The sequence below is a fragment of the Paenibacillus sp. Y568 genome (genome assembly GCF_059445545.1).
Map to the genome: position 1 here is coordinate 107,946 of NZ_JCAIUM010000004.1, position 20,581 is coordinate 128,526.

Here is a 20,581-nt window from a genome sequence, read left to right on the forward strand (position 1 = left end):
TACAATCAAATGAGAATGGTTATCAACATTTTGAGCAGGAGGTAAGAGAAATGTCTTTTAGATTCGCGCTTGTAGGAAACCCCAACTGTGGGAAAACAACGATGTTCAATGAAGTTACAGGAAGTACACAGCATGTGGGTAACTGGCCAGGCGTGACGGTTGAGAAGAAAGAGGGTAAAGCAAGGAGATTCAAAGAAGATATAAAGATTATTGACCTTCCTGGAATTTATTCGTTATCACCCTATTCATTAGAAGAAATCATAGCGAGAAATTATATATTAGACGAAAAGCCTGATGTTGTCATTAATATTGTCGATGCAACCAACATAGAGCGTAATCTATATTTAACAACACAATTGATTGAGTTAGGGATCCCGGTTGTTGTTGCCCTTAATATGATGGATGCTCTTGAATCCAAGGGTGATCAGATTAACATTCTTCAATTAGAGAAACACCTGGGAGTTCCCGTTCTCCCGACATCAGCAAATAAAGCACATGGGACTAAGGAGTTGATTGAAAAATCACTTCAAGTGGCTCAAAGTGCAGTAACAGGAGTTCAAACAGACCCTATTAGAATTTTTGAGGAACGGATTGAATCCAGCTTGGAAGAGCTAGGAGAGGTCATTACTTCTAAGATTGAACCGATATACCCAACACGTTGGGTTGCGGTAAAGTTACTCGAAGGTGATGAGACAGTTATCGCCAAACTTAATCCTAGTAATGAACTGACTGAAAGAATGAGTGCAACACGAACTTCTTTAGAAGAGCAATATGATAATGATATGGAGACCATTGTTGCTGACCAACGGTATCAGTTTATTTCCAAAGTCATAAGTAAGTCAGTCAAAAAGAAAATAAGCCTTGGTGGACTAACAGTCTCAGATAAAATCGACAAAATTTTAACGCATCGGATTTTTGCCATTCCGTTATTTTTACTTATTATGTATTTGGTATTCACCATTACTTTTGGTTTCATTGGAACATTCACCATCGATTATATCGATCATTTCATTAATGTGACCCTAGCAGATAGCGTGAGTACATGGCTTCAAAGTGCAGGTGCGGCATCATGGTTGGATTCTCTAATTGTAGGTGGGATCATTGCTGGTCTGGGAAGTATACTAGTGTTCGTCCCGCAGATTATGATTCTATTCTTCTTTCTAGCTATCTTAGAAGATAGTGGTTATATGTCTAGAGCTGCCTTTATGATGGATCGATTGTTAAGAAAAATAGGCTTAAGTGGTAAGTCTTTTATACCGATGATTATGGGAATTGGATGTAGTGTTCCTGCAATTATGGCTACAAGAACATTGGAGAACGAAAAAGATAGACGGCTCACGATTATATTGACTCCTTTCATGTCCTGTGGAGCTCGACTTCCCGTATATGCACTTTTTGCAGCTGCCTTTTTTGCGAATGCTCAGAGTTTAGTTATATTCTCTCTCTATCTATTAGGGATGGTTGTTGCCATACTTTCTGGCATATTACTTAGAAAGACAATCTTCAAGGGTGAAGCAGAGCCATTCGTAATGGAGCTTCCACCTTACCGCATTCCTACATTTAAAGGGTTAATGATTCATATGTGGGATCGGGGGAAGGGGTTTATTAAGAAAGCTGGGACTGTTATCTTTGCAGCATCCGTTATTATTTGGTTCGGTCAGACATTTGATTTATCACTCCATATGGTGGAAGACGTTAGTAGTAGTATTTTTGGAGCAGTAGGGACATTTATAGCACCATTCTTTGCTCCACTTGGGTTCGGAGATTGGAGATCATCTGTCGCTTTACTAACTGGATTTGTTGCAAAAGAAGCTGTCGTGGCAACGATGGGGATTCTAAACAATTTAGGTGAAGTTGGAGAAGATTCAGTACAACTTATTGCCTCACTTCAGACTTATTTCACTCCACTGAAGGCGTACGCCTTCATGACGTTTACCTTACTATACATGCCTTGTATTGCAGCATTTGCAGCGATAAAGAGAGAAATGAATTCTTGGAAATGGACGTTATTTACCGTAGGATATCAGACAGCTACAGCTTGGATCGTTGCTTTTATCGTTTATCAGGGTGGAAGGTTGCTTGGTCTAGGTTAATCTGAACGGAATGCATACAAATATTTTTCTGGAAGAAGGCGATCATCATGATTAATTGGATTCTTGGTGGATTAATCTTTGCTCTAGTTCTCCTTATTGTTGTGAAGAATGTTCGGAAACTCCACAAAGGAGAATCGGCTTGTTCTGGTTGTTCATTGCAAGAAACGTCTAATTGCTCTTGTCCACATGACACCCATTAGAAATGGATTACATGATGTTGACACCAGTGAGTTCGTTTCGGTGTAGTCATTGCCCTTTACATCAAGTTCTTTATTCTAGTATGATGGATTAATACTGTAAAGGGTGAAAGGAGAGTTTGGAATGAAATTGAATCAAAGCAAAATTGTAGACTGTACCATTCGTGATGGGGGTCTAGTTAATAACTGGGATTTCAGTGTGGAATTTGTCCAGAAATTATACGCCGGGTTAAATGAAGCTGGTGTCGACTATATGGAAATTGGATATAAGAATGCACCTAAATTACTTAAAGGGGCAGAGGACGCCGGTCCTTGGAGATTCTTAGATGATAACTTCCTTCGGAAGGTCATTCCTCAAAAGGGAAATACGAAACTCTCTGCACTAGTGGATATTGGACGTGTGGATGAGAATGATATTCTAGATCGTTCAGAAAGCATGCTAGATCTTATTCGCGTGGCTTGTTATATCAAAGACGTAGATAAAGCTCTCCAACTCGTGCAGACGTTCCATGATCGTGGATATGAGACTACACTGAACATTATGGCGCTTTCTAATGTCATGGAGAATGAACTCATTGAAGCGTTCGAGATGATTAAAGACAGTGTTGTCGATGTCGTCTACATTGTAGATTCTTACGGAAGCTTAGATCATAAAGACATTATCTTCTTGGTAGACAAGTTCCAGACACATTTACCGAACAAACGTCTTGGTATTCATGCGCATAATAATCTGCAACTGGCGTTCTCTAATACCTTGATTGCTTCTGAAAAAGGTGTTGAAATGTTAGATGCTTCCGTATACGGAATGGGTCGTGCAGCTGGTAATTGCCCTACAGAATTACTTGTATCGCAGTTAAAGAACACGCCGTACAAGCTTCGTCCTGTGCTAGACGTCATTGAACAACTAATGATTCCTTTGCGTGAGAAGGAAGAGTGGGGATATATTATTCCGTATATGATTACAGGATCGCTTGATGAACATCCACGTTCTGCGATGGCTCTGAGAGCATCGGATGCGAAAGATAAATCAGCCGAATTCTACGATAAATTAATGACTCCTGAAGTGACATTTGATCAGAAAAAATAAGCGTGCATAAAGGCATATCAATGAGCATATCATTGGATATGTCTTTTTATTTTTGACGAGTAAGTTAATTCATGAATGGTTGCAAAAGATGTGATTTCGTGGTATATTTTTTCTCGTACTATTACGGAATGAAGTTGAATATAGATAGATAACGGGACGTAGCTCAGCTTGGTAGAGTACCTGGTTTGGGACCAGGGGGTCGCATGTTCAAATCGTGTCGTCCCGATACGACCTTTGCGGGTGTAGTTCAATGGTAGAACTTCAGCCTTCCAAGCTGATAGCGTGGGTTCGATTCCCATCACCCGCTCCAATTATATAACTTCGAAGCCCTTGATCATCAAGGGCTTTTTTATTTGTCTTTTTTAGTACTATTTTCACCATAGCAACATATTTATTCTCAAAGGGATCTTGACCAGCGATCGTAGCCGTTATCTATAAATTTGTGAAAGACATGCAGTGAATCTTGTATACCCTTGAAAAGGAGCAGTGATCATGTATGGTGAATCAGAATTTAAATGATGTTCTGGCATTTGCTTCGGTACTAGCTGTATTTGTGATGGCAGTTGTGCAACTTGTTAAGAATACAATAAATTTACCAAAGAATATTATACCTCTAGTTGGGGTACTCATTGGACTACTGTTAGGGTTAGCATTTTACCCTTTCACCGATTTACAGACAGTAGAAAGGTTATGGGGTGGAGGACTGGCAGGACTTTCAGCAACAGGATTGTTTGAACTAGCTTTTAATAAACGTGGTGGTAATACGATAGATAATCCAGATCATCGTAAGGACAACAACGCCAATAACAATAACGCCAAAAACAACAATATCAATAACGATAAAAAATAATTGGTGTGATAACTTCGCATTGTTAAAGAACCTTGTTATGATGTAATGGCAAGGGCCTTTTTGCGTTTTGTGTGTATCATCATCCTTCATAGCCCTAGTTCCAATCCGATATCTTTTCTGATATAATGAACCCAGCAATTAACAAATACGAAAAACGAGGTAACCACGACGCCCATGAAGTAAATCATCTATTTCTCAATAAACTGCATGTAACTGAAACAGGCAGTCTCTACGGTAGGTAGAGGTGAGGATAGGTGTGTCTAAATTCGGGCGTATCGTTACGAATGGGCTTAAATGGCCTCTTTGACGGTTTCTCTCTGTTTAAGTCATCTTATCTATAACCTTTCACCGTAGGCTTATGCCTGCGGTTTTTTTGTACACTTAGAAAGGGTGATGATGTCATGATGAATATCGTACGTGGTAGAAATTTGGTTAAGGAATGGCAGGGAAGGGTCTGCTTTGAACAGGTGGACATTGACATATATGAAGGAGAACGACTAGCACTATTCGGAAGCAACGGTGTTGGTAAAACATCATTACTTGAATTATTAGCTGGGGAGGAAGATCCTACTGAAGGTACCATTGAACGAGGACTTCCGTTGTCTCAGTGGGGCTTTATGAAACAAAATTCTGAGGCTTTGCTGGCCATGACTACACTAGAAGCGGCTCAGTATGATAGTACCGAATTATATCAGCTGAAGTCGAATATGAAGCGAATAGAAGAAGAACTTGGTCAGGATCCCGATGCCAATCCTATTTCACATGAGTCTTTGTTAGATGAATATGGAGGCTGGTTGGAACGCTATGAGCAACAGGATGGATTCAAATGGGAAGTAGATGTGGAGAAAATGCTGAATGTGCTTCACATTGGTGATGAATTATGGGGTATGCCATTCTGTCAATTAAGTGGTGGACAAAAAACGAGAGTTCGTCTTGCTTCATTACTTGTGCATTGTCCTCGATTTCTTATCCTAGATGAGCCAACGAACCATTTGGATGAGTCGAGTATATTATGGTTGGAGAATTGGTTGGTGCACTATGAGGGGACTGTATTATTCGTTTCTCATGATCGAACTTTTCTGGATCGTGTAGCTACGGGTGTATGTGAGCTGACGAGTCAGGGCTTGAAGAAATACAAAGGTGGATACAGTGATTATTCCCGTGAGAAAGATCGGGAAATCCGTGAACAAGAATCGTTGTATCGACAACAACAGTTAGCTAGGAAAGCGCTGGAGGAATCGATTCGTAGATACCAGGAATGGTTCAATAAAGCGGATCAATCGGCTTCGAAGCAAGAGATGCCAAGTGCCACCAGTTTCTATAAATCGAAGGCAAAGAAGAATATTTCTCGTTATCATGCGAAGCAAAAGGAAATGGAAAGGCTAGATGCGGAAAGTGTACAGAAGCCACGTAATGCTCCAAGTGTCAAAATGCAGTTAGAAGCAGAAGGGTTTGCTGCGCGTCATATGCTCCAATTGAACCAAGTCACATTTGGATTCAATGAGCATAAGCCTTTATTAGATCAGTTTGATCTTGTTCTATCACGGGGAGATCGCCTTGTGGTTCGTGGACCTAATGGTACGGGGAAATCAACGTTGTTACAATTGATGATGAGTAAGCTTACTCCTCTAGCCGGTGAGGTGCGACAGCATCCCAAATTGAAGGTAGGGTATTTCTCACAGGAGTTAGAAGGACTGAACATGGATCAAACACTGTTAGATAGCCTCCTTTATTTGCCTGAGATGACGGAGACAAATGCACGAACCATTCTGGGATGTTTTCTATTTTCTCGCGACAATGTCTTCAAAAGAATAGGGGATCTCAGCATGGGGGAAAGATGTAGAGCAGCCTTTGTACAGCTCTATTTTAGTGGGGCTAATCTACTTGTGCTGGATGAACCCACCAATTATCTGGATATCGCTACACGGGAAGTCATTGAAGATGCACTTCAGTCTTATTCAGGTGCCTTTGTCGTTGTGTCCCATGATCGCATGTTAGTACGTAAGTTGGCGAATCGCATATTAACCTTATCTGAGACCCAGAAACCTCAGTTATTTGAAGGGTCTGTAGAGGAAGAAGAATTGCAGATCATGAGGCGTGGAGTAGGAATAAGTGGCGATTCATCTCAAGATAATGCAAGAATTGAGTTAGAATGGGCACTTGCAAAATTGCTTAGTGACGAGGGTGGAACAGACTTAGAGGAAATGGAACGTCTTCTTGCCATTCGGATGCTTCAGCAACAACTGAAAAGTCTCTAATAAGGGATGAGAAGACACAGATACCCTTCCTTATGGGACGGTGTACCCATTTTTCTTGCCAGTGGACACAAATATGCTATAATTAGTGAATAGAGTGTTATGAATGAAATGCCATGATGGAGTAAAGTAAGCAGTGCCTCTTTACAGGGAGGAAACGTCGTTTGATTGAGAGCGTTTCTACAGAAATAGGCTGCTGAAGTTCCCTCCGGAGCAGTTCCTTGAACTTGTCGTGTCCTGTGTAATTAGGATCTACAGCGATGATAAGTAGGGGATACCGGTTCACGATCCGTTACATCGTTTAAAGTGAGAATTGTATGTCTTGCTCAGCAGTGATGATAAGTTGCTGGAGAGTAAGTGACATGATTTCTAACAAGGGTGGTACCACGGTCTTTTCGTCCCTTTATCGGGAGGAAGGGCCTTTTTTGTTTAAAATCTAATATATATGGATGGATTAAGGGGGCTTGAATGGCTATGAAGGAAAGATTAGAAGCATTGAAGAATGAGGCACTAGCTCAGTTGCAAGTGGTAGATAGCCCTGAGAAGCTAAATGATCTACGTGTGAAGTACCTGGGAAAAAAGGGTGCACTAACTGAGATATTGCGTGGAATGGGCTCTTTAAGTGCAGAAGAAAGACCATTAATCGGGCAAGTCGGAAATGACGTGCGCGGAGCAATCGAGAACGTGATCGAAGCTAAACAGCATGCTTTTCAAAAAGAAGAGACAGAGAAACGACTTCAAGCTGAGAAAGTTGATGTTACGTTACCTGGGCGTGCTATGCCACAAGGGGCTATTCATCCTTTGAACAAGGTCATTCAAGATATTGAAGAAATATTTATCGGAATGGGCTACAGTATTGCGGAAGGTCCTGAAGTTGAAACGGATTATTTTAACTTTGAAGCACTTAACCTACCTAAGGATCATCCCGCTCGCGATATGCAGGATACCTTCTATATTACAGAAGAATTGTTGATGCGTACGCAGACTTCTCCGGTGCAAATGCGTACGATGCAGAGCATGAATGGTGAATCTCCTGTCAAAATCATTTGCCCAGGTAAAGTGTACCGTCGGGATGATGATGATGCGACACACTCCTTCCAGTTTAATCAGATCGAGGGGCTTGTGATCGGTGAGAATATCCGTATGAGCGATCTTAAAGGGACTTTACAACAGTTCGTTCAAGAAATGTTCGGTCCAAACACTCAGATTCGTCTTCGTCCAAGTTTCTTCCCGTTCACTGAGCCTAGTGCGGAAGTTGATGTAACGTGTGTGAAGTGTGGCGGAAATGGATGCCGTATGTGTAAACAAACAGGCTGGTTAGAGATTCTAGGATGCGGAATGGTACATCCGAAGGTATTGGAAATGGGTGGATATGACCCAGAGAAATACAGTGGCTTCGCATTTGGTATGGGTGTAGAACGTATTGCCATTTTGAAATATGGTATTGACGATATTCGTCATTTTTATAATAGTGATATGGCTTTCTTGAAGCAGTTCTCACGGATTTAATTCGCAAAAAAAGGAAGGGGATTGTCATGAAGGTATCAACAGAATGGCTGAAGGATTACGTTACTATAGAGGACGTAACAGCTGAAGATTTAGCTGAACAAATTACACGTGCAGGTATAGAAATAGATGAGGTTGAGAATCGCAATAAAGGTGTAGATAAGATCGTTGTTGGGTATGTGGTAAGTAAGGAGAAACATCCGGATGCTGACAAATTGAATGTCTGTATCGTAAATGCTGGACAGGAAGAGGAATTACAAATCGTTTGTGGTGCGAAGAATGTAGATGCAGGACAGAAAGTCCCTGTCGCTCTTATCGGTGCTACCATGCCTGACGGTATGCAGATCAAGAAGGCGAAGCTTCGTGGCGTCGTATCTCAAGGAATGATCTGTTCAGCGAAAGAATTGGGATTGAATGAGAAATTACTTCCTAAAGCTCAAACGGAAGGGATACTTGTTCTACCAGAATCCGTAGAGATTGGGACTCCGATTAGTCATGTGCTTGGATTGAATGATGAAGTGCTTGATTTCGACCTGACGCCGAATCGCTCTGATTGTCTCAGTATGCGTGGTGCTGCATATGAAGTGGGTGCTATCTTAGGTCGTGAAGTAAATATTCCCGATCCACTAGACCACCTTATTGAAGTAAGTGATGCTGCAGCAGATCATATTTCAGTTCATATTAGTACACCTGAATATTGTAGTCACTATGCTGCTCGTTATATTTCTGGTATTACGATCACATCATCACCACAATGGATGCAGAATCGCTTAATGGCTGCGGGTATACGCCCCATTAACAATATCGTAGATATCACAAACTATGTGATGTTAGAATACGGTCAACCACTTCATGCTTTTGATGCGGATAAGTTGAACAATTGCGCTATAGATGTTCGCCTTGCTCAAGCAGGAGAAACGTTAATTACATTGGATGGTCAAGAACGTAAGTTAGAACCTCATATGTTACTTGTTACAGACGGAGTGAAGCCTATAGCGCTTGCTGGTGTTATGGGTGGAGCCAATTCTGAGGTGACTGAGCAGACGGTGAATATTTTGTTGGAATCAGCTCATTTTGATGGAGCTATTGTACGTAAAACCTCTCGCCAATTGGGCCTTCGTTCCGAAGCAAGTCTAAGATTTGAGAAGGAAGTCGATCGGGGTATCGTTGTTACTGCATTGAACAGAGCAGCATCTCTTATGGCTAGTCATGCAACGGGTACCATCCATCAAGGTATCGTTGAATCTGTCATTGAACCGGCACAAGAAGTAACGATTGCGTTACGCCTTGAGAAACTTAATCGCGTCTTAGGTACTGAACTATCCATGCTTGAAGTGAAAACGATATTTAACCGTCTTCACTTCGCATGTGCGGATACGGCTTCAGGTGTGATTGATGTAAGAGTTCCTACTCGTCGAGGAGATATTACAAGTGACGTAGATCTTATGGAGGAAATCGCTCGGTTATACGGATATGACAACATTCCAACGACTCCTATTGAAGGACCGACGACCCCAGGGGCTTATACGAAGCCACAAGCGTTACGTCGTGAATTACGGAGATTGCTTACTCACGGAGGATGGCAAGAAATAATCAGTTATTCTTTTACACATCCTGATCAAACGGCAGTATTCCCAGCGTTAACAATGGGAAGTAAGCCTGTTAAATTAGCGATGCCGATGAGTGAGGAACGTAGTGTACTGCGTACAAGTATTATTCCTCAATTACTAGATGCTGCTACTTACAATGTAAACCGTAAGCACCCAGATCTAGCGTTGTTTGAGATCGGGCACGTCTTCTTCACAGAAGAAGAGAACTTAACCGTTCAGCCAAAAGAATTACCGGTAATGTCTTTATTACTTAGTGGGCTTAAGGGCCAAAAACAATGGAACGTTAATCCTGTGAAGGTTGACTTCTTTGATATCAAAGGAACACTTGAAACGTTGTTTAATCATCTTGGATTGCAAAATTGCATTTCCTATGTAGGAAATCAACCAGATGGGTACCATCCTGGTCGTTCTGCATCAATCTATTTAGACAATGGATCAGGCGTTAATGTATTGTTAGGTACCATTGGTCAAGTGCATCCACAATTGCAACATGATCGTGATCTGGAAGATGTCTACGTCGCAGAGATCTTGTTGCAACCGCTATTTGATAACACGAATTATGAAGTGAAATATCGTGATCTACCACGTTATCCTGCTGTTGAACGTGACATAGCCCTTGTCGTGGATAATGGTATAGAAGCGGGAGCATTACTGACAACGATTCGTGAAGCTGCTGGAGAGTTACTTCAGAACGTACAGGTGTTTGATGTGTTCACTGGAAGTAAATTAGGCGATAATAAGAAGAGTGTAGCGATCTCCCTTGTATATCGACATCAGGAACGGACTCTGACCGATGAAGAAATTACTTCATTACATGGTGAAGTTGTAACCGCCCTAGAACAAACTTTTACAGCTGAATTAAGAAAATAGAAGGAATTGAACACAGTCACATCGAATCCATAGAATTAAAGATTCGATGTGGCTTTTTTAGCAACTGAATCGATTCAATTTATACACTTAATTCTATGTTAATGAGACCTCTAAGAGTCGAACACATATGAAGGAGGGAACAACAGTGAATATACCCGATCGTAATCGCGTTACCGTGGAAATCTACGGGACTTCTTATAAACTTGTCGGAAGTAGTTCTGACTATATGAAAAAAATTGCGCAGTATGTTGATGAACGAATGAATTCCATATCTAAGAATCACTCTCGGCTCGATACACCTAAGATCGCGGTGCTCGCTGCTGTCCATATGGCTGAGGAAGCCATTCAAACTCAGGAAATTCGTAATGAATTAAAGATGCTTACTGGAGAGCGTAGCGAACTAAAAGCTGAGATCGGACAGCTGCAAGCAGACCGTGCTAAACAGAGTGAGAACTTATTGAAGCAACAGGAGGAGTCTGCTGTTGTTGTTAAGGAAAAAGAAGAGTTGCAGGCAGAACACACGCGTATACAAGCTGAACTACAGCAACAACTAGAGAATAATAAATCTTTACTTGATAAAGAAATACTCAGGAATCAGCATTTAACGAACAATCAAGTTACACAAGAGCAGAAGCACAAACAGTCTCTTCTGGAACTAGACAAGCAACTTGCTAATCTTCGAAACAATAACAATCAGCTCCAGAACAAATTGCGTACTAGTGAGAAGGAATTGAAGGTATCACAAGATGCGCAATCTCAATTGGGTGAACAACTGAAGCAATCGTTACAAAAAGAACAGGGTGCAAAGGCTGAACAACAATCTCTACAAACTCAAATCACGAAATTACATGATGAAATGAGCCAAATTAAGGATCATTTAGCGAAATCTGAGACAGCACGTCAATTGGCCCAGAACTCCCTCGAAGAGAATGGGATTACAACTCGTAACCTTGAAGCTGAAGTGGATAAGTTGTTGGCAGAAGTGAAGTCTTGGAAGATGCTTGCTGACATGAAAGCTGATGAAATCGTTGACTTGGAACAAATGTTATTAGAAGCAAATGAACAGAATGAGACACTTGAAGTCGGGTTGAAGTCGCTTCATGATGAATTGAGTGTACTGAAGGAGCAGTCTGAAGTCGATATTAATAAACGCCAGACAGCTGAGAATGAATTGTTACATCTCCAACAGCAGCATGAAGAAGTACAGGAAGTTTATCGTGAGATGGTCAGACGTGATGAAGAAACAAGATTAGAGAACTTGATGTTGTTAGAAGAGAAGGAAGAGAACGCAAAACTCTTGACAGAGCTACAGCATAAGATAGAAGGCGCTGATTCACGCGAAGCGGAACATCATCACTTGCTGGGGATCGCTCAAGAGTCTTTGAAAGAATGGGAAGAACGGTATGAAGAACTTGAACGCAAACAATCTTCATTGCTGGAAGAAGAACGGAAACTTCAGGCAGAATTGGATAATTGGCAACAAGAGATTGCTGCGACTGAGGAACAACGGGACGAGTTACGTGAAGAGAAGGAAGCTGTAGCTCAGGAGTTGCATACCATTGGAGAATCCTTTGAACTTGTAGCTCATCAATATCGTCTCCTACAGTTGGAACATGATATGCAGGTAGAGCAAGCTAGGCAACATCAGGAAGAACTCGCCAAGCTCAGTGAGGAATATGGGAAATTACAAAGTGAATACAATGAATGGATTGAACTGATTGAACAGGATCAAACCTAGAATATGAAGAATCCCCGCAATTCATGTGGAAGCGCGGGGATCCTAGCTTGTTTAGTCTACAATTATTTTAGAAGTCATGGTGGTGTGACCTGGACCACAGAATACGGAACAAATAACTTCGTATTCACCGGGCTTGTCTGGTGTAATAATTTGTGAAGGGTTTTCCTTGCTAAGTTCTATATCAAGTCCTGGAATGATAACGCCATGATTACCTTGCTCATTCTCGAAAACAATCTTAACGGCTTCACCTTGTTTGATATGATATTCTTTTTGGTCAAACGTATAATTTGATGCTTTAATGACGACTTCCTCGCTTGGAGCGACTCCGGTATCTGAAACCCCGCTATTGGATGATTTCGATGAGGAACTATTTTCTCCACATGCAGATAAGGTCATCAAAAGAACGCAACTAATAATAAAAACAAGTGCCTTTTTCATAATTCACCCTCCTATAACTCTAATATTGTGACAAATATAGTAATATCATACCTTATAGATAACATGTATGCACATGATGATTTGTAAAATTCGTGAACAAACCTATGACGATACATAGGTGAATTACTATGGTATAAATGAATAAATGGTCACAGGTAAGCCCCTGTTCCGTGAACAGGGGCTTACCTGATTAGGACTAAGAATAGACAGTCTATTCTTAATTAATGACGGTCACGACCAGCAGTATAAGGTGTGGCTACTGGAATGAAGAGGTCAATAATTCCAATGACAAGTGCCGCAAGTAAGGCACCAATCATGGTGACGTCGACTCCACTAACGATGAATTGGGCAATATAGATTACCACAGCACTCACCAGGAATCCGACAATACCTCGACCAAATGGATTGATTCGTTTGCCAAATATACCCTCGATGACCCAACTTAGCAAGGCAATGACTAGAGCAAGTACAAGTGCGCTCCAGAATCCACCGACCGAAAATTGTGGTACAATCCATCCCACAATCATTAACACTATCGCTGCTACAATGAACCTAACGACATGACCTAGGAAATGCATGTATTTCGCCTCCTTTACACATGATTAATGTGTGTTATGCAAGAGTTATTGTATTCATTTATCAGAAACTTATGTATGGATGTTCAAAATAGCGTATTTCAACTGGTTTCGTTATAATAAAAGTTAACATGGAAGGAAGTGAATATTCTTGGACGACAAAATTTTGCACACTCTAGAATATCGCAAGATTTTAAATAAATGTTCTGGTTATACCCAGACAAGCATGGGGAAACTGAGAGCAGAAGAACTTAAACCCGTTACGGATGTAGAGACTGTTAAACAACTCTTAAACGCTACCGATGAAGCATATACAGTAGATCGATTAAAGGGCACCCCTCCCTTCGGTGGAATAACTGATATTACAGCAGCAACGAAAAGAGCAGAACTTGGAGGGACATTGAATCCTCATGAGTTCCTTGCTATAAGTAATACTACTTACGGATCAAGAAGGATTAAACGATTTATTGCTAACATTCATGAGGATGAGCCTGTTAAGATCTTATTTACGCTCAGTGAAGGGATTTCAGAGCAGAAAGTACTTGAAGATGCTATCAAGATCTGTATAGATGAAAGTGCTGACGTGATGGATTCTGCTAGTTCAGAACTAGCTCAAGTTCGTAGAGAACTTCGATCAGGGGAAGTTCGTATTCGTGAGAAGCTTGATTCGATGATTCGTTCCTCAACGGTCTCTAAGATGCTTCAAGACCAGCTAGTTACCATTCGTGGAGATCGATTCGTAATTCCTGTAAAGGCAGAACATCGATCTTATTTCGGAGGGATCGTTCATGATCAATCCGGGTCAGGTGCTACATTATTCATTGAACCAGAAGTCATTGTGGCCATGAATAACAAATTACGTGAATTACGGATGAGAGAAGAACGTGAAATTGAAGTCATATTGCAGAAACTAACGGCGCTTGTTGGTGATCAAGCCGAGCTGTTATTGATAGATATAGATTTAGTTGGAGAACTGGATTTCATATTTGCGAAAGCACGTCTCGCACATGTGATGAAGGCAACTATGCCGAAGATGAATGATACTGGGTATCTGAAGTTGAAAAAAGGACGTCATCCCCTCATTCCGCTGGAGCAAGTTGTTCCAATTGATGTGGAATTAGGAGCTACACATACTTCTATTATCGTAACAGGCCCGAATACAGGCGGAAAAACAGTTACGTTAAAGACGATAGGACTTCTTAGTCTGATGGCTATGTCAGGCTTTTATGTTCCAGCAGAAGAGGGTAGTGAACTTAGTGTTTTCGATGCTATATTCGCTGATATCGGCGACGAACAAAGTATCGAACAAAATTTAAGTACCTTTTCTAGTCACATGACTAACATTATTCGTATCTTGAAGCAGATGACCCCTAAGAGTCTAATACTTTTAGATGAAGTAGGGGCTGGGACGGATCCTGCAGAAGGATCTGCGCTAGCTATATCTATTCTAGAACATATTCATCGCTTTGGATGTCGTATGGTGGCAACAACACATTACAGTGAGTTAAAAGCATATGCTTATGAACGAGAAGGCATTATCAACGCAAGTATGGAATTTGATGTCAACACACTGAGTCCGACTTATCGTCTGTTAATTGGTGTTCCCGGTAGAAGTAATGCGTTCGCCATTGGAGAACGGTTAGGATTACAGAAAAGTATATTGGACTTCGCTCGTGGCGAAGTGAAAGAGGAAGATATGCGCGTGGAGCATATGATTGCTTCCCTTGAAGATAATCGCCTACGTGCGGAGAAAGAACGTGAACAAGCGGAGATTCTTCGAATCGAAATGGAATCCTTAAAAAGCCAGCATCAACGAGAGTTGGAGAAGTTGGAACAACAACGTGACAAACTTTTGGAAAAAGCTGAACTTCAGGCCCAAGAAGTGATCGATAAGGCACGTTCAGAATCTGAACGCATTATATCTGAACTTCGAGAGCTCGCTATGAGTGAAGGAGCTTCGGTCAAAGAGCACAAGTTAATCGAGGCACGTAAACAACTTGAAGAAGCTGAGCCGAAGCAACGGAAGAAGGGACCTTCAAGGAATGCGGTTAAAGTTCGAACGATTGAACCTGGCGATGAAGTAAGAGTGTACAGCTTGAACCAAAAGGGACATGTTGTAGAACTAACAGGGACAAAAGAAGCGATGGTACAGTTAGGTATTATGAAAATGAAAGTTAGTCTGGACGATTTGGAACTCTTAAATGCTAATGTCAATCAATCGGATAAGCCCCAAAAGCAGAAGAATGTTACAATGGTTAAACGAACTCGAGATGACAATATTCGTACGGAACTAGATCTTCGCGGAGCCAACCTTGAAGAAGCGTTAATGGAAGTGGACCGTTTCATCGATGAAGCATTCTTGAGTAATTTAGGTCAAGTATATATTATTCATGGTAAGGGAACGGGGATCCTTCGTACAGGGATGCAGGAGTATCTTCGTAAACATAAACATGTTAAGAGCTATCGATTAGGTAATTATGGTGAAGGCGGAAATGGCGTCACTGTAGCTGAGTTGAATTAATTATTTTTAAGTTCAGTTGTGAGGAGCGTCATTCCTATGAAAAACTTGATACGTATTTTATTTGTGTGTGCTGTTATGTTTATAGTCGCTGGTATTGTTTATTTGAAGAATGCTTAGGAGGAAATTTTCATGGAAACTATAGTGTGCCCATGGTGTCAGACAGAAATTGTATGGGATGAAGAATTAGGCCCTGAAGAGGAATGTCCGCATTGCCAGAACGAACTGAATGAATATCGTACAATTAATATTGGTATTGATGAAGATGATGAGGAGTTTGATCCGGAAGAAACTACGCCATTACAATCCCCTCCTTCTGATGAAGATACAGGATCGATAGAGCCTTTCTGGGAAAGGGATGTTATTAGTGCCACCCCAGTCATTCGTGCACTTGATAAGTATGAAACAAGTCATGATTTGATGAATTATGAGGAAATGGTTGAGAAAGTGTTAGATGAACAGGAGGAAGTGCCTGAATGTCCTCACTGCCACGAATACATGCTGTTAGCAGGACAACAGCAAATGACTGATGGTGGCTTTCAACCTAGCTTAGTTAAAGCACTACAGTCTCCTGTGTTAAGCACACCATTTACACTTGATATGTACATTTGCCCGGGATGCTTCCATGTTCAGACAACGTTGTCTGAGGAAGACCGTTTAAGAATGGTTCAAGTTTTGAGTAAATAATATGTAATATAGGGACACTTTAATGATCTGAGAGAAACCCGGTTGGCATACTTGCCAATCGGGTTCTTCAATATCTGTCTTATTACGTTAATGCGTGTTCTGAAGGAGGCGAAGGTTTATTCGTCCGAGTTAAGGAGAATAATTCTAGATCTTCTGTTCGTGATTTTCCTATTATGACATCCGCTATGATATCGGCAGCAATCATACTATACACGGTACCATTGCCGCCATAACCTTCTAGAAAGTAACAGTGCGGATATTGTGGATGTGGACCAATCATGGGAATTCCGTCATGAGTTGATCCAAAGACAGCGCCCAAGAATAATCTATTTGTAAGGGGTCAATCTCAGGGAATAAATGCTCAGCTTGCCGTCACAATTTAATTAACACTCCTTTATAGAATTTGAACAATATATGAATTACACATAAAAAGAAGAGGTTGGGTGATACTATCCTTGTTAAAATATACTTACCCAGGAGGGACGACAGTCATGCAATCTACGCAGATGCAACCTTTAACTACTAAAGAACTTAATTACATTTCGGACTCTATTACCAACGAGAATTTACTGATTAAACAATGTGCAGCAACGGCTGCAGCGACGCAAAATGCAACCATTCAACAGGCGTGTTTAACTTATATTCATAGTCTGGATAAACACGTGGATCAACTTGTACAATCGCTCAAAGAACATCAGCAGCTAGCGCCAACACAAATGCAATAGTGTCTCAACATACTGATATTAGAGGAGGATCCTTACGTGAACACTCAGAATAATTCAACATTTATGGAAGATAAGGATTTGTTATATACCATTGTTGCGGATTTAAAAAGAACATCTAGAGAATATCTCACAGCTGCGACGGAATCGAACTGTTCTGCGGTACGCCAAATGTTTACGAGTCTGACGAATGATACGTTACGTTTACAAGGTGAGGTATTTACATTGATGCAGCAACAGACTCAGTATGAAGTACCAAGTAAGGCATCACAGTCTGAATTAGACAAGCAGGTTCAAGCCTCTCAGAAGGCACAACAAAACTCCCGTCAATTCGTAACACAAAAAACAGGGAATAGTATCCAGAGTGGATATATTCCAAATGCTCAGCAACAAGCATCTCAATCTGGAAACTCCCAGTACATGTAAAAAATGTGGTAACGATGTATTACATGAATTAAATCCGTCTTTACGGGACTGTAAGCCCCGTGAGGCGGTTTTTTTCTATGCATAAACCTTAAAATATTGTAGTATATGTATTAATCTCTTTTACGCGGGTGTGTCATTTGTAATATTATCGGTGCCCACGAAAAGCAAGCACTGGAGGATAACTTATGAAGGAACTTAACGATCTGAACAAGAAGGTATTGGATCTTTTAAAAGAAGATGCAAGAATGTCACCGGCTTTATTAGCTACACTCACTGGTGTTAGTGAAGAGGAGATCAAAGCAGCGATCACCCAGCTTGAAAATGAGCACGTGATTGTGAAGTACTCTGCTGTTGTGAATTGGAGCAAGATTGAAGATGAGAAAGTAACCGCCTTAATAGAGGTACAAATTACACCTGAACGGGGACGCGGATTTGAGGGAATAGCAGAACGAATTTATTTATACCCTCAAGTGAAATCAGTGTATTTAATGTCTGGTGCTTACGATTTACTTGTAGAAGTAGAAGGGCATAACTTAAGAGAAGTAGCAAACTTTGTCTCTGAGAAGTTATCTCCGATCGATTCCGTACTTTCAACAAAGACGAACTTTATTTTAAAAAAATATAAGCAAGATGGAATTATTCTCGAGGATCATGAAGAAGATAATCGCCTCATGATATCACCATGAAGGAGGAAATATGATGGTCTTGAATGAAGGGCGTGCAGCAGAACAGAAGAAGTCAATGGAATCCTATTTAGCGCCACTCGTTAGAGAGATCGCTCCTTCAGGCATTCGAAAGTTTTTCGACCTTGTATCTGCCAATAAGGATATCATTACGCTTGGTGTAGGTGAGCCTGACTTCGTTACACCATGGCATGTACGTGAAGCATGTGTGTATTCTTTAGAACGAGGACGTACAGGTTATACTTCGAATGCGGGAATGCCTGAGCTTCGCGAAGCGATAGGTCAATATTTAAATGACAATTTTCAAACCACATACGACCCAGCGAAAGAGATTCTAGTGACAGTAGGCGGGAGTGAAGCGATTGATTTAGCACTTCGTGCACTGATCGTACCGGGTGATGAGATCCTTATCCCTGAACCATGTTATGTATCCTATTCCCCAATCACCTCCATAGGAGGCGGAATTCCAGTTGGGATCGAGACAACATCTGTTAATGGCTTTAAATTAACTGCTGAAGCTTTGGAGGCAAAGATCACTTCCAAATCAAAAGTCTTGATATTATGTTACCCTAGTAATCCCACGGGAGCGATCATGACTTACGAAGATTGGCTTCCTGTTGCAAAAGTAATTGAAAAACATGATTTGATCGTTATTTCGGACGAAATTTACGCAGAATTAACCTATGGGGATAAGCATGTTAGCTTCGCCTCTATTCCTGGAATGAAAGATCGAACTGTGCTTGTGAGTGGCTTCTCCAAAGCATTTGCTATGACAGGTTGGCGCATGGGGTATGCATGTGCACATGAAGATCTCATTTCGGCGATGTTAAAGATTCATCAGTACACAGTGATGTGTGCACCTGTTATGGGTCAAGTTGCTGCTCTAGAAGCTCTAACGAATGGTTTAGAAGAAAAAGACCGAATGATAGAATCTTATAATCAGCGTAGACGTTTAATCGTACAAGGCCTACGTGACGTTGGGCTTGATTGTCACGAACCACAGGGTGCTTTTTACGCGTTCCCAAGTATTCAATGTACGGGAATGTCATCGGATGATTTTGCTCATAGGTTACTAGTAGAAGCTAGGGTAGCTGCTGTTCCGGGTAATGCTTTTGGTCTCGGTGGTGAAGGGTTTCTTCGCTGTTCATATGCCACATCAGTAGCTCAACTATCTGAGGCTCTTGAAAGAGTAGGGAGTTTTGTGGAAAAATTGAAAAAAGGATAAAATTGATGAAAATCAGTATTTTTTGAATTTTTAACAATATATTCACTTTTATTTTTAGTTTAATATGTTATAATTTGTATTTAGGAGCAGAAATGAACTATCTAAGGAGGGATTCGATTTGTTTTGTGCTGATTATGATCTGCCCACATATCGCGGAGGCTATATTGCTGAAGGCAAACGTGGTAAATGGTCAAGCAAAACGATTGACTCTTTGAATAGAGAGTTTACGTTGGAAGATGAAATCCAGATGCTCAGAGCTAAGATGGAGCAAATATTTGTTGAAGAACAATCATTTACTTCTGAAGTTGTTATAGAAATTAGTAGCTTACTAGATTTAAAAATCAATGAATATATGAAAACATTCCCTAGCAAAAAATAATATGATCAATAAACGGAGGCTCGTCATGACGAGCCTTCTTTTTATATGTTCAGTTTTTATGATATATTGGGTTCATAAGTGATTGGGGGATTAACATTGAAATTTATAGGTCGATGGCTTCTTATTTGTTCCAGTATTGTCATGTTAGCAGGGTGCGGGAAAGATGAGGCAGGGGTCTCTATTTTTATAACGGATAATGTTGTTGACGCAACCAACATTCGTGAACCCTTAGAAAAGAGTTTACAAGAGAAGGTTGGAGAGGACCTTAAGGTAAAAATCTCAACTGCTGGAATATATAATGAGCAGAAAATATTGATAGAATATGCAGCTCGAGAACATGAGATTGTTATTTTACCTGAAGGTGTCACGAAAGTTTATGCACAGCAGGGAACACATATCGCACTTGATCCCTATTTTGATTCTGCCACATATCCAACAGGTTTTTTTGAGGGTGGCGTAACGGATGAGGATACAGATGAAGTGATACAAGAGAAACATTTATTTGCCATTCCTATTTCTGAAATGAAAGTATTTCAAGATTTGGGGTATACCACAGAGGGGATGTTAGCTACCATTCCCATATCCACGGATTCCGTGGAAGATTCGGTTAAAATACTGAAGGCTATGATCGGGGAGTAAATCAAGGAGTAACGCTCGAAAAACTAGGCGTATGCTTCCGATGCAAGTTTTTGGAACGGAGAATAATCGGAGAAGCACAGCTC

At 40.9% G+C, this 20,581-nt stretch carries 17 protein-coding genes, 2 tRNA genes and 2 pseudogenes; 18 read left to right on the plus strand and 3 right to left on the minus strand.

Annotation, left to right across the window (positions count from 1 at the left end):
- Nucleotides 1-50: 50 nt before the first annotated feature.
- The 10 genes and pseudogenes from feoB to zapA all read left to right on the plus strand — a co-directional run bounded on the left by feoB (nt 51) and on the right by zapA (nt 12,206).
- On the plus strand, nt 51-2,093 hold the full coding sequence (gene feoB / locus AC1D7X_RS07400) for a ferrous iron transport protein B (RefSeq protein WP_495455056.1): 2,043 nt from the start codon (nt 51-53) through the stop codon (nt 2,091-2,093).
- 47 nt (nt 2,094-2,140) lie between these two features.
- On the plus strand, nt 2,141-2,293 hold the full coding sequence (locus tag AC1D7X_RS07405) for a FeoB-associated Cys-rich membrane protein (RefSeq protein ID WP_495455057.1): 153 nt from the start codon (nt 2,141-2,143) through the stop codon (nt 2,291-2,293).
- Nucleotides 2,294-2,414: 121 nt separating this feature from the next.
- A complete protein-coding gene (locus AC1D7X_RS07410; protein WP_495474925.1) occupies nt 2,415-3,377 on the plus strand; it encodes an aldolase catalytic domain-containing protein in 963 nt (320 codons plus the stop codon).
- A gap of 152 nt (nt 3,378-3,529) precedes the next feature.
- Nucleotides 3,530-3,603: transfer RNA gene (locus AC1D7X_RS07415), tRNA-Pro, on the plus strand.
- A 10-nt stretch (nt 3,604-3,613) separates the two neighbouring features.
- A tRNA-Gly gene (locus tag AC1D7X_RS07420) sits at nt 3,614-3,687 on the plus strand.
- 186 nt (nt 3,688-3,873) lie between these two features.
- Nucleotides 3,874-4,134, plus strand: a pseudogene (locus AC1D7X_RS07425) (holin); the annotation flags it as partial.
- Between the two features lie 494 nt (nt 4,135-4,628).
- Nucleotides 4,629-6,485 carry a ribosomal protection-like ABC-F family protein gene (gene abc-f, locus AC1D7X_RS07430; protein WP_495455059.1) on the plus strand — a complete coding sequence of 619 codons (1,857 nt, stop codon included), beginning with the start codon at nt 4,629-4,631 and terminating at the stop codon, nt 6,483-6,485.
- 471 nt (nt 6,486-6,956) lie between these two features.
- Nucleotides 6,957-7,991 (plus strand): phenylalanine--tRNA ligase subunit alpha, encoded by a 1,035-nt coding sequence (gene pheS / locus AC1D7X_RS07435; RefSeq protein WP_495455060.1) that lies wholly within the window; start codon nt 6,957-6,959, stop codon nt 7,989-7,991.
- A 26-nt stretch (nt 7,992-8,017) separates the two neighbouring features.
- Nucleotides 8,018-10,468, plus strand: coding sequence for a phenylalanine--tRNA ligase subunit beta (gene pheT / locus AC1D7X_RS07440; RefSeq protein ID WP_495474926.1), 2,451 nt, complete (start codon nt 8,018-8,020; stop codon nt 10,466-10,468).
- Between the two features lie 145 nt (nt 10,469-10,613).
- Nucleotides 10,614-12,206 (plus strand): cell division protein ZapA, encoded by a 1,593-nt coding sequence (gene zapA, locus AC1D7X_RS07445; RefSeq protein WP_495474927.1) that lies wholly within the window; start codon nt 10,614-10,616, stop codon nt 12,204-12,206.
- Between the two features lie 51 nt (nt 12,207-12,257).
- On the opposite strand, the gene AC1D7X_RS07450 is transcribed toward zapA, so the two are convergent.
- Both AC1D7X_RS07450 and AC1D7X_RS07455 read right to left on the minus strand, forming a co-directional pair.
- A complete protein-coding gene (locus AC1D7X_RS07450) occupies nt 12,258-12,644 on the minus strand; it encodes a cupredoxin domain-containing protein (protein WP_495455063.1) in 387 nt (128 codons plus the stop codon).
- A gap of 221 nt (nt 12,645-12,865) precedes the next feature.
- The gene (locus tag AC1D7X_RS07455; protein WP_495455064.1) at nt 12,866-13,222 is read right to left on the minus strand and encodes a phage holin family protein; all 357 of its coding nucleotides are present in this window, start codon (nt 13,220-13,222) and stop codon (nt 12,866-12,868) included.
- A 148-nt stretch (nt 13,223-13,370) separates the two neighbouring features.
- Between AC1D7X_RS07455 and AC1D7X_RS07460 the strand changes: the two genes are divergently transcribed.
- Together AC1D7X_RS07460 and AC1D7X_RS07465 are read left to right on the plus strand one after the other, a co-directional pair.
- A complete protein-coding gene (locus AC1D7X_RS07460) occupies nt 13,371-15,740 on the plus strand; it encodes an endonuclease MutS2 (protein ID WP_495455065.1) in 2,370 nt (789 codons plus the stop codon).
- A gap of 129 nt (nt 15,741-15,869) precedes the next feature.
- On the plus strand, nt 15,870-16,424 hold the full coding sequence (locus tag AC1D7X_RS07465; protein ID WP_495474928.1) for a hypothetical protein: 555 nt from the start codon (nt 15,870-15,872) through the stop codon (nt 16,422-16,424).
- A gap of 82 nt (nt 16,425-16,506) precedes the next feature.
- On the opposite strand, the pseudogene AC1D7X_RS07470 reads toward AC1D7X_RS07465, so the two are convergent.
- Nucleotides 16,507-16,787 (minus strand): annotated as a pseudogene (locus AC1D7X_RS07470) (NAD(P)/FAD-dependent oxidoreductase); the annotation flags it as partial.
- 128 nt (nt 16,788-16,915) lie between these two features.
- Between AC1D7X_RS07470 and AC1D7X_RS07475 the strand changes: the two are divergent.
- The 6 genes from AC1D7X_RS07475 (at nt 16,916) to AC1D7X_RS07500 (ending at nt 20,498) form a co-directional block, all read left to right on the plus strand.
- Nucleotides 16,916-17,149, plus strand: coding sequence for a hypothetical protein (locus AC1D7X_RS07475; RefSeq protein ID WP_495474929.1), 234 nt, complete (start codon nt 16,916-16,918; stop codon nt 17,147-17,149).
- A gap of 36 nt (nt 17,150-17,185) precedes the next feature.
- A complete protein-coding gene (locus AC1D7X_RS07480; protein ID WP_495474930.1) occupies nt 17,186-17,572 on the plus strand; it encodes a spore coat protein in 387 nt (128 codons plus the stop codon).
- A gap of 185 nt (nt 17,573-17,757) precedes the next feature.
- Complete coding sequence (locus AC1D7X_RS07485) at nt 17,758-18,258, plus strand: Lrp/AsnC family transcriptional regulator (protein WP_495455069.1); 501 nt, start codon at nt 17,758-17,760, stop codon at nt 18,256-18,258.
- Nucleotides 18,259-18,271: 13 nt separating this feature from the next.
- On the plus strand, nt 18,272-19,480 hold the full coding sequence (locus tag AC1D7X_RS07490; protein WP_495455297.1) for an aminotransferase class I/II-fold pyridoxal phosphate-dependent enzyme: 1,209 nt from the start codon (nt 18,272-18,274) through the stop codon (nt 19,478-19,480).
- A gap of 118 nt (nt 19,481-19,598) precedes the next feature.
- The gene (locus AC1D7X_RS07495; RefSeq protein WP_495455070.1) at nt 19,599-19,859 is read left to right on the plus strand and encodes an aspartyl-phosphate phosphatase Spo0E family protein; all 261 of its coding nucleotides are present in this window, start codon (nt 19,599-19,601) and stop codon (nt 19,857-19,859) included.
- A gap of 96 nt (nt 19,860-19,955) precedes the next feature.
- Nucleotides 19,956-20,498, plus strand: a complete 543-nt coding sequence (locus AC1D7X_RS07500) for a hypothetical protein (protein WP_495474931.1) — start codon at nt 19,956-19,958, stop codon at nt 20,496-20,498.
- Nucleotides 20,499-20,581 lie beyond the last annotated feature (83 nt).